The sequence below is a fragment of the Streptomyces sp. NPDC057307 genome (genome assembly GCF_042667665.1).
In the GTDB taxonomy this organism is placed as follows: domain Bacteria; phylum Actinomycetota; class Actinomycetes; order Streptomycetales; family Streptomycetaceae; genus Streptomyces.
Genome location: NZ_JBHUZM010000202.1, coordinates 1 through 10,524 on the forward strand (window position 1 = coordinate 1; position 10,524 = coordinate 10,524).

Sequence of the window (10,524 nt, forward strand, 5' to 3'; positions counted from 1 at the left end):
GTCCTGGAACGGGCCGCCGCGCCGGAGGCTTCCTCGTTGCCCGCGTCCCTCCGACGGGCCGAAGTCCCGGTCGCCATCGGGCGGAGGCACGGAGGCCACGGCCGAGGGGCACGGGTCAGCGGGCGAGTACGAGGGTGGTGGGCGACGGGGTGTCCAGGAAGCGGATGTCCTCGAACCCGGCGGCGGTGAGCCAGGCGTGGCAGTCGCCGCGCCGCCAGGTGGAGCCGTGCCGGCTCTTGAGAAGCATCTCCCCGGCGAAGGTCAGCGCGAACGGCGGGCCCGTGCGGTCGTCGTCGGTGAGGTAGTCGGAGACGACCAGCGTGCCGCCCGGCCGCAGCGCCCGGCGTATCCGCGTGAAGATCGCCTGGTTCTCCTCGGGCCCTTCCTGGTGGGCGATGTTGGAGTACATGACGAGGTCGTGGTCGCCGTCGCCGAAGTCGACGGTGTGGAAGTCGCCGTCGACGTGGTCGACCCGGTCGCCCACGCCCTGTTCGGCCAGCAGCCGTCGGGCGATCGCATTGATCGGCGCCCAGTCGATCTGGGTGGCGCGGGCGTCGGGGTTGAGCCCGAGCCAGACGGCCGAGCAGACCCCCGAACCGCCGCCGATGTCGAGGATCGAGACCTTCCCGGCGTCGGCCAGCCCGAGCGCCTCGGCGGCGATGTGCGCCACGGGCACGGACTGCGCGGCGATGGCCTGCACGAGGTTCTCCCAGTGCGGGTTGTCGGCGACCTCCACCACCGCCTCCGTCACGGGCCCTCCGGCGCGTACGACGTCGGGCAACGCGGCCAGCGATCCGAGATGGCCCATCTTGAGGCGGGCGAACCCGGCCAGTGACGCGGGCCGGCCCTCCACGAGAAAGGCCGCCGCCTCCGGGGAGTTGCGGTAACGGCCGTTCGCCACCTCGACCAGGCCGAGGGCGACCAGACCGTCGAGGAGCGCCTGCGCGCCCCGCGGCGCGATCCCGGCCCGCTCGGCCAGCGCCGCCGGTGTCCCGGCGCCGTTCTCCAGATGCGTGAACAGGGAGTACGTCGCCGCCGTGCCCAGCACTCCGGTCGCCCAGTAGCCGTTGATGATCCGCATGATCCGGTCGGACGTGGGTCCGGCCGGCGTGCCGACGGTGCCGCTGCCCGTGCTGATGCCGGTCTCGGTGCCGCTCATACGATCCTCCCTGCGTACGGGCGCGGCGCGGCCTCGGCGGCCGGGCGCTCCCCGTGGTGATGTGCGGTGCCGTCGACCCAGGTACCCAGGGCCATCTCGGCGGTGATGCCGGGGCCGAAGCCGGCGATCACACCGGTGGCGTCCGTGGGCAGGGGCCCCTCCTCGAAGCGCCTGCGCAGCGCGTCGAGCACCACCGCGCTGGCGATGTTCCCGTACTCCGTCAGCGTCCCCCAGCTGTGCCGGAAGACCGTGCGGTCGACCCCGAGGTACTTGGCGAGGTCGTCCAGGATCCGGGGGCCGCCGGCGTGGATGATGTAGAAGTCCAGGTCCGAGGCGTCCCAGCCGTGGTCCGCCGCGAGGTCGCGCAGCACCGGCGCGAGCGGCTCCATGGTGCCCGGCACCCGCCGGTCGAGCTGGAAGTGGAACCCGGTGTCGCGCACGGCGTACGAGATCCACTCCTCGGTGTTCGGAATGAGGTACGAGGCGTTGCGCCGCAGTTGGACACCGGTGACGCCGGGGCCGCCCCGCCCACGCACCACGGCCGCCGCGACCGCGTCGCCGAACAGCCCGTCGGACAGCAGCGAGCCGACGTCGTCGGCGTCGGGCTGGTAGCACAGCGAGCACAGCTCGCACGAGACGATCAGCACGTTGCTGTCGGGGTGGGCGGCGCAGAAGTCATGCGCCCGGTTGATCGCCGCCCCGCCTCCCGCACAGCCCAGTTGGGCGATGGGCAGCTGCCGGGTGTCGTAGCGGAACCCCATGGTGTTGATCAGCCACGCGGTGAGCGAGGGCATCATGAAGCCGGTGCACGACACATAGATGATGGCGTCGATGTCCTCGGCCCGCAGCAACGCGTTCGCCAGCGCCTCCTCTATGGCATCGGGGCATCTCTTTTTCGATTCGGTCTCGTAGATACGGTTGCGTTCCTCGAAGCCCGGGTGGTCCAAGGTCTTCTCGATCGGCTGCACCAGATGCCGCTTCTGTACTCCGGTATTCTCTATCAGCCGTAGTGCCAGCGGGAGTTGCGGCTTTCCCGCATGGGCTTTCCTGGCGAAATCCAGGGTCTGCTCCATGGTGATGATGTATTCCGGTACACGCACCGCGGGCTTGCAAAGGATGGGCATGTCAGGCGTCTGCCTCTCAGAAAGTGAAGACATTTCTCTGCCTTTTGCCTCTGTCTTTCTTTTATCAGGGAGTCAATGTCGTACGGCGGGCTTGCCCGCTCCTTGGCGTCGGCTTGCCGACGCTTTCAGGTCGAGCACGGCGCGGGCGATGGCGTCCGCGTCGCCGAGGGTCATGGAGTCGACGCCGGGTCGGATCCCGGCGGCGGTCACCCAGTGCACGCCCTCGGTCGGCACCCCGAGGGCGAAGCGGCGCGGATGGGCCCGCCCCGCCGCGTCGACGAGCCGGTACGGGCGCTCGGTGACGGCCAGCCCCCGAGTGATGAACCCGGTGCCGCAGGAGCCGTCGATCCGGAACCGGGCGGCCTGCCCGTCCTGCAGCAGCCCGCGCAGCAGCGGGTCCGCGGTGCGGGTGAGATCCGGCTCGGGCAGCCGGGCCTCGACCAGGGCCGTCGCCCGTACCGCCGGCCCCGGTACGACACCGGAGACGACCGTGAACGCCGCCCGCCGCCCGCTCTGTTCACCGGGATCGGGGGCGGACACCCGTACGTCGGGGCCGAGGATCTCCACCACGCCCGCCTCGACGAGCGCGATCAGCTCCTCGACACGGGAGACCGGCGGACCGATCGACAGGAACGCGTTCAACGGGGTGTACCAGCTCTGGAGATCGTCCTGGTACGAGCCGCCCTCCAGCCGGCCGTGGTCCACCGCGGCACGTATCTCGTTGCGCAGGTCGCGCAGCACGTCCAGGGCGGCCTTGAGCGGGCCGTCCGTATTGCCCGCCCTGGCCTCGCGCACATCCTCGGCCAGATGGCGCAGGAGCCAGGCCCGGTGGCCGGCCCGGTCGCGCAGGTCCCGGCCGCGCCAGGGGTGGGCCAGCGCCTCCCAGTCCCAGCGCTCGTCCGGCGCGATCCCGGCGGCGTCGAGCAGCCGCGCCTCGGCCGCCCGGTCGGGAGCGGCCAGGAAGTCCCGTACGAAAGGCTCCCGTTCGCGCCGCCGGCCGCGGGCGGACAGCAGCGTGCCGTAGTAGACGCTCTCCACCTCCTTGGCGATCAGCGGCCACAGGTCGGTGCGGAAGGACAGCCGTTCGCCGTCCTCGGCGCGCCGGTGCAGCCCGGCCACGGCGCGCAGGGTCAGCAGCCGCGGCTCGTGGCGCCCGTAGGGACCTTTCTGGTTCTCGCCGCGCGCGTGGTAGGGCACACCGCGCCGGGACCCGGCGACGATGCGCGGCTCCCGGCCCGAGGGGCGGTAGCGCGGCCGGCCGCCGTCGCGGACGAACGTGCCGCCGCGGTCCTCGGTCAGCAGGGCGAGCACGTCGAAGAAGTTCAGCCCGAGGCCGCGTACGAAGACCGTCTCGCCGGGCGCGACGACGGACAGGTCGAGATCGGCCGGGTTCGCCGGGGCGAGATAGGTCAGACCGTGCCGGGCGGCGGCCGACGCCAGGGCCCGCTGTCCGGACGTGGGGGCGGCCGGGACATGCCCCTGACTGAGGACCACGGCGTCCAGACCGGTCAGCCGCGTGCCGTTCGCCAGGAGCACGGTCTGCGAGCCGCCCGGCCGGACCTCGTCGTGCAGCGCCACCGCGCTCGTGCGGTGCTCGACGACGGTGACATGCGCGGGCGCCGCCTCCCGCACGGTGCGGAAGGCGTCCTCCAGATACGCGCCGTAGAAGGCACGGGTGGGGTAGTCGTCCGGGCCGAGCCGGCCCGCCTCGGCCAGTACCTCCGGCGCGAACCGGGCACGTACGCCGGGATCCGCCGACCGCAGGGCGAGATCCCCGGCCCACGCGTACAGACTCGGCCCCTCCTCCACCGGCCCGCCCATCGTCACGGTGTGGTCGGTGAAGACGGTGACCTGCGAGGCGACGGTGTTCATCAGCAGCCGCCGCGACTGACCGGTGCGCCACACCTTCCCCGGGCCCGGCGCGTACGGCTCCACGATGTGCACGGTCACCGCCGGGTGCGCGGGGGACTTGCGCTCGTTGGCGCACAGCCGCTCCAGGACCGACAGACCGCGCGGCCCCGCTCCGACAAGACAGACGACAAGCACGGACTCTCCTCGATGGGAATACGCGAACAGAGCGGGCGTCCACAGCGGGCACGGGTGCCGCGGAGCACGGCCGGACGGCCACCGGGTCGCGACACGGCCCGCGGCCACCCCGCCGCTGTCCGGCACGCCGGTCAGTTCGGGCGCAGGTTGTTCTTCAGCTCGGCCCGCAGCACGTCCACGACGCGTTCGACCTGGTCCGGGCGGAGTTCGGCGTGCATGGGTATCGCCAGGTTGCGCTGGAAGAGATCCGCCGAGACCGGGCAGCGCTGCGCGGAGTCGTACACCGGCTGGAGATGGCTGGCCCAGGTGCCGTGCCCGCAGCCGATGCCCTGGGCGCGCAGCGCGGCGCCGAGCCCGGAGCGGTCCACCCGCGGATCGAGGGTGACCAGGTAGGACTGCCAGGCGTGGGTGCGGTCCTCGGGCACGTACGGCACGGTGAGCAGTTCCTCGTCGGCCAGCAGCTCCGTGTACGACGCCGCGACGGCGCTCCGGCGCCCCAGCAGCTCGTCGACCCGCCCCAGTTGCACCTGGAGGATCGCGGCGGCGATGTCGGAGAGCTTGTAGTTGTAACCGATGTCGGTGAACGACGGGATCGGCAGGCCGACCACCTGCGCCTGGTCGTAGATGCTCCCGATGCCGAACGACGACCGCAGCCGGGCGTCCGCCCCGATCACCGGGTCGGTGGCGAGCAGCGCCCCGCCCTCACCGCTGGTGGCGCCCTTGCGGCCGTGGAAGGAGAGGCAGGCCACCGGCGCCAGCGCGCCCGCCGGGCGGCCCTGGTAGGTGGCGCCGACCGCGCAGGCGGCGTCCTCGACGACGAAGAGGCCGTGGCGGTCGGCGACGGCCATCAGTTCGGTGTAGTCGGCGGGCAGCCCGACGGTGTCCACCGCGATGATGCCCACCGTGCGCGGGCCGATCAGCTCCGCCACCGCCTGCGGGTCGACGGTGCCGGTGTCCGGGCGTACGTCCGCGAAGACGGGGGTCGCGCCGACATAGCGCACCGCGTGGGCCGGGGCGGGGAAGGTGTAGTCGGCGACGATCACCTCGTCGCCCGGTTCGACGCCGAGCGCCAGCATGCTCAGGTGGAGCGCCGCGCCGCAGTTGCTCAGCGCGACCGCGTCACCGACGCCGTAACGCCGCTGCAACTCGGTTTCGAGCGCCTTGCCCCGCGGGCCCTGGCCGGCGGGCCAGCCCGAGGCGAACACCTCGGCGACGGCGGCGAGTTCCTCTTCGCCCAGGCTCGCGTGCACGAGCGAGATGCTGTCCGTGGTCGTGACAGTCATCCGAGATCACCCCTCAACTCTTCGTCTCTGGTCAGGTCGTCACTGCTCACGCCGCGGACCGGCCGGCCGGGCTCAGGGTCGCCGGATCCGGGACGGTCGGGTTCGGCACGGTGGGGTTCGGGACGGTGGGGTTCGGCGTGGGCGGGTTCGGCACGGGCGGGGTGAAGCGGAGCGGGGTGATCTGCTGGACGTCGTAGCGCTCGCGCATCCGCTCCACGGCCTCGGAGTCCACCGACCGGCCGGCGGCGAAGATCTCGACGATCTCCTCGAAGTAGCGCTCGTGGTCCGGCGAGGGGGAGCTCTGGAAGAGCATGCGGGCCGGCTTGTCCGTGGCGTTGCGGAACGCGTGCGGGCAGCCCGGCGGCACGAACATGCAACTGCCCGTGACCGCGCGGGCGGCGCGGTCACCGCTCGTGGACTCCCAGCCGTGCCAGGTGTCCGGGGTCCGCTCGGTCGGCTCGAACGCGAACAGCTCCAACTCACCTTCCAGGACGTAGAAGAACTCCTGGGAGTGGCTGTGGGTGTGCGCGCCGACGTCGAACCCCGGCGGCACGACCACCTCGAACACGGAGGACGAGGAACCGTCCGCGGCCGTGACCTTGAAGGTCACGTCCTGCGCTTTCGTGACGAGTCTCCGGCCGTGGCCGGGCGGGACGATGAGACCGCTCATGTGGTGTCGCTCTCTCGGATGGAATACGGGCGCGGGGCAGGGCAGCCGCCCGGCGCCGGAATTCTGAAGTCAGGGAAGTCAGGGAAGTCAGGGAGTCAGGGAGGAGTGGGAAAACCGGGGAAGCAGCTGAATCGGACCGGCGGTGGGCGTCTTCCGGCACGCCGGGAATTCCGGGCCCCGGGGCCGGCACCGGACGGCCTCCGCAGCGAGAATGCCCGCGGCGACTTGGGGGCCACTGGGTCCGGGATTGGTTCCCGCTTGCCGCCAAGCCGGGGCCAACACTTCGCTTATTCCCCGGCAAGGGACGGCGTCGAGGATGCGTTTCGCGGTCCGCCGATCACCGTCGGGACGGCTGCACCCGCACGGAATTCAAGAATCCGGCGGGACGACACCGTTCGGGCGGACGAATTCCGTGCGCGAGCCGCCGGGAGACCGGCGCGTCCTTCCCGGCGTCGGCCCGCCCGAACCGCACCTCGTCGATCCCGTACCGACCATCCCGAGGGGGAAACCATGCCGTCCGCCCCGCACCGAGTTCTGCTCGCCGAGCCCCGGGGTGCCTGCGCCGGAGTGCACCGGGCCATCGAGACGGTGGAACGCGCGCTCCAGCTGCACGGCTCGCCCGTGTACGTACGCAAGCAGATCGTGCACAACGAGCACGTCGTGCGGGAACTGGAGGGCAAGGGCGCCCGGTTCGTCGACTCGGAGGAGGACGTACCGGCCGGGGCCGTGTGCGTCTTCTCCGCGCACGGGGTGTCCCCGCAGGTCCGCGACAACGCCCAGCGACGCGAACTGACGGTCATCGACGCGACGTGCCCGCTGGTGACCAAGGTCCACCAGGAAGCGGTCCGGTTCGCCCGTGACAAGGACACGCTGATCCTCATCGGGCACGTCGACCACGAGGAGATCGAGGGCACTTACGGGGAGGCCCCGGAGCGCACCGTCGTCGTCGGCAGCGTGGAGGAGGCCAGGCGGCTCGACCTCGCGCCGGGCACGTCGGCCGCGTATCTCACCCAGACCACGCTGTCGATGGACGACACGGCGCAGATCGTGGCCGTCCTCCACGAACGTTTCCCGACGCTGACCGGTCCGGCCAGTGCCGACATCTGCTACGCCACCCAGAACCGGCAGAACGCGGTGAAGGCCATCGCGGGCCGCAGCGACCTCGTCCTCGTCGTCGGCTCGGCCAACTCCAGCAACTCACTGCGCCTCGTGGAGGTCGCCCACGCCGCCGGCACCGACGCCCGGCTCCTGCCCGACCCGGACCTGCTCGACTCCTCGTGGCTGGAGGGCGTACGCACGGTGGGCCTCACGGCGGGCGCGAGCGTGCCCGACGTGCTGGTGGAACGGGTGCTGCACCGCCTGGCCGAACTGGGCTACCAGGACGTCGAGACGGAGGTGACGGCCACCGAGAACGTGGTGTTCAAACTTCCGCCGGAGCTGGAGGGATCAAGGGCGCCGGGGAACGCGGTACGACCGGGGCGGTCGGAGGCGGCAGGGGAGTCGGATGACGGTGCGGCGGCGGTCGGTGAGCGTGGCGCTGTCGACGAGGAGACCTGCGCCAAGCTGCTGGACCGCGTCGACCGGCGCATCGAGGAACTGCTGAGCGCCGAGGAGGCACGCTGGAGCGCCGTGGACGCCCGGGTGGCGGTCCCGGTCGCCGCCGTCGCCGAGCTGGTCGCGGCGGGAGGCAAGCGGCTGCGTCCGCTGTTCTGCGTCACCGGCTATCTGGCGGCCGGTGGCGGCACGGACGACGACACGGTCGTCGACGCGGCGGCGGCGCTCGAACTGCTGCACGCGTTCGCACTCATCCACGACGACATCATGGACAACTCGCCCACCCGGCGGGGCACTCCGACCGTCCACGTCGCGTACACGGACCTGCACGCGCGGCGCGCCTGGGCGGGGGAGTCCCGCCGGTACGGGGAGAGCGTCGCCCTCCTCGCCGGGGACCTGGCACTCAGCTACGCGAACCGGCTCGCGGGCCGGCTGACCGGCCCGGCGGCGGAGGTGTGGCACGAGCTGGTCACGGAGATGATCATCGGCCAGCAGCTGGACATCGCCCTGGCCGCCGAGGTGGAACCGGACCCGGAGCTGGCCCGCTGGGTCGCGGTCTGCAAGTCCGGCCGCTACACCATCCACCGCCCGCTCGCCCTCGGCGCGGCCATCGCCGGACGCCCCGGGCTGCACGATGTCTTCGAGGCGTACGGGGTCGCGGCAGGCGAGGCGTTCCAGCTGCGGGACGACCTGCTCGACGCGTTCGGCGACGCGACGGTGACCGGCAAGCCGACCGGCCTGGACCTCGACGAGCACAAGATGACCCTGCTGATCGCGCTGGCCGCGGCCAAGGACCCGCGGGTCGCCCAACTGGTCGAGGACAGCCGCCACGCCGACTGGAACCCCGCCGAACTCCGCGCCGCCCTGCTCGCCTCCGGAGTGCGCGCGGACGTCGAGGAGCGGATCGACGCCCTGGTCGCCGACGCCCGCGCGGCCCTGACGGACGCCGGCCTGTCGCACCGCTGGCGGCTGCGTCTGGAGGAACTGGCCGACATGGTGGCCTACCGCGACCGCTGACGCCGTATCCGTACCCCGTACCCCCGCTCAGTCGGACGCAAAGGAAGACCTCATGGGAAGCACGTTGCTGGACAAGCTGAGCCACCGGCCGGACCCCGCGTCGGCACGTACGTCGCCGCACAAGCACGGCCTCTATCTCGGTGTCGTACCGGAGAGAGCCGCCCGCGTCCGCGGCGCCATGCCGCTCGTCCTCGACCACGACCTCGACGTCCTGCCGGAGGCCGGACGGCACCTGACAGTCCGTCAACTCGTGGGTCATGTAGCGGACATCGCCAACCGGTTCGCCGCCGGCGGGGTGCGCGCGGGCGGCCATGTGGTGATCTGCAAGGCCCCCAACTTCGACCTCTGGCTGCTGGCGACGGCCGTGGAGCGCACCGGCGCGGTCCCGGTCATGCTCTCGCAGCACCTGGACTCCGCGGCCATCGCCGCGCTGCTGGCCCGGCTGGAGCGGCCGCACCTGGTCACCGACGGACCCAAGCTCCGCTCCCTGACCGAGGACGGTGTGGCACTGGCCGAGCTGACCCGGGGCGTGATCGGTGTGGGCGACGCCGGTCCGGGCATGGGCGCGGTCGCGCTCGCCGGCCTGGACGGCACGGTGCCGGTACGGCCGGTCCTGCGCGGCCTGGACGAGCCGGCCATGATCACACACACCTCCGGCACCACGGGACTGCCCAAGCTGGTCGTGCACACGCCGCGCACGATGCGGTCCCGGCTGCGCCCGCAGTTGTTCCTGCTGGGGCTGATGAGGAAGCGGGGGACCGTCGCGATCCATATCCCCTTCGGCCACTCCCGGACGTTCGCGGCGATGTCGCTCTGCCTCCTCCAGGGGATGCCGCCGCTGCTGGTGAAGGACGGAACCCCCGACGCCGTCGCCGGGTTCTTCGCCGAACGCAGGCCCTGGCTGATCGAGGCGCTGCCCAACTCCTTCCTGGCCTGGGAGGAGTTGGCCGACGACGCGCGCCGCCCCTTCGCGTCGGTGAAGTACTTCAGCAGCACCTTCGACGCGATCCACCCGAGGACGGTCCGCCGGCTGCTGCACGCGTCCGCCCAGCGGGCGCAGTTCTTCCAGATCTACGGGCAGAGCGAGGTCGGCCCCGCGGCAGGCCGGCCGTACTACCGCCGGTTCGCCCATCGGATGGACGGCCGCTGCGTGGGCTACCCCCTGCCGGGCAGCGCCCGGGTGAGGCTGGTGAGCCGGGACGGCAGGCGGCCATCGAAGAGCAACCCCGGCTTCATCGACGTCCGTTGGGACGGGATAGCGAAGACGTACCACGGCGAGCAGGACCGTTACGACGCCAATGTGCACGACGGCTGGTGGCGTACCGGGGACGTCGGCTACCGCAGCTCGTTCGGCTGCCTGCACATGCTCGACCGCGAGTTCGACGAGATCCCCGGGGTGGGCAGCAGCCTGGAGATCGAGGACATCCTCCTGGACGAGCTGGCGGAGCTGGCCGAGGTCGTCGTGGTGCCGGGCCCCGGTTCCGACGCGGTCCCGGTCGTCTGCACCCACCACGACGAGCCGCTGGACCCGGACCGCTGGCGCGCCGCCACGGCCGCGTACCCGCAACTGGCGGATCCCGTCCAGATCCCGCTGGCCGAACTGCCGCGCACCGCGACGCTGAAGACCCGCCGGGTCGAACTCTCCCGCCGCCTCGAAGCCGGCCTGTAGAG

The 10,524-nt window shown here is 72.0% G+C and carries 7 protein-coding genes; 2 read left to right on the top strand and 5 right to left on the bottom strand.

Annotated elements, in window-relative coordinates:
* Positions 1-115: 115 nt before the first annotated feature.
* The 5 genes from ACFUN8_RS35260 to ACFUN8_RS35280 all read right to left on the bottom strand — a co-directional run bounded on the left by ACFUN8_RS35260 (position 116) and on the right by ACFUN8_RS35280 (position 6,282).
* Positions 116-1,159: a methyltransferase gene (locus ACFUN8_RS35260; RefSeq protein WP_383646946.1), complete on the bottom strand. Its 1,044-nt coding sequence runs from the start codon at positions 1,157-1,159 to the stop codon at positions 116-118.
* On the bottom strand, positions 1,156-2,283 hold the full coding sequence (locus ACFUN8_RS35265; RefSeq protein WP_383646949.1) for a type III polyketide synthase: 1,128 nt from the start codon (positions 2,281-2,283) through the stop codon (positions 1,156-1,158). The genes ACFUN8_RS35260 and ACFUN8_RS35265 overlap by 4 nt, the downstream gene beginning before the upstream one ends.
* A 72-nt stretch (positions 2,284-2,355) precedes the next feature.
* Positions 2,356-4,329 carry an FAD/NAD(P)-binding protein gene (locus ACFUN8_RS35270; protein ID WP_383646951.1) on the bottom strand — a complete coding sequence of 658 codons (1,974 nt, stop codon included), beginning with the start codon at positions 4,327-4,329 and terminating at the stop codon, positions 2,356-2,358.
* 131 nt (positions 4,330-4,460) lie between these two features.
* A complete protein-coding gene (locus tag ACFUN8_RS35275; RefSeq protein ID WP_383646954.1) occupies positions 4,461-5,612 on the bottom strand; it encodes a DegT/DnrJ/EryC1/StrS family aminotransferase in 1,152 nt (383 codons plus the stop codon).
* 46 nt (positions 5,613-5,658) lie between these two features.
* The gene (locus tag ACFUN8_RS35280; protein WP_383646956.1) at positions 5,659-6,282 is read right to left on the bottom strand and encodes a cupin domain-containing protein; all 624 of its coding nucleotides are present in this window, start codon (positions 6,280-6,282) and stop codon (positions 5,659-5,661) included.
* A 510-nt stretch (positions 6,283-6,792) separates the two neighbouring features.
* Here ACFUN8_RS35280 and ACFUN8_RS35285 point away from each other — a divergent pair.
* Together ACFUN8_RS35285 and ACFUN8_RS35290 are read left to right on the top strand one after the other, a co-directional pair.
* Positions 6,793-8,853, top strand: coding sequence for a 4-hydroxy-3-methylbut-2-enyl diphosphate reductase (locus tag ACFUN8_RS35285; protein ID WP_383646958.1), 2,061 nt, complete (start codon positions 6,793-6,795; stop codon positions 8,851-8,853).
* A gap of 52 nt (positions 8,854-8,905) precedes the next feature.
* Entirely contained in the window at positions 8,906-10,522 is a 1,617-nt protein-coding gene (locus tag ACFUN8_RS35290; protein WP_383646961.1) for an AMP-binding protein, read from the top strand.
* Positions 10,523-10,524 lie beyond the last annotated feature (2 nt).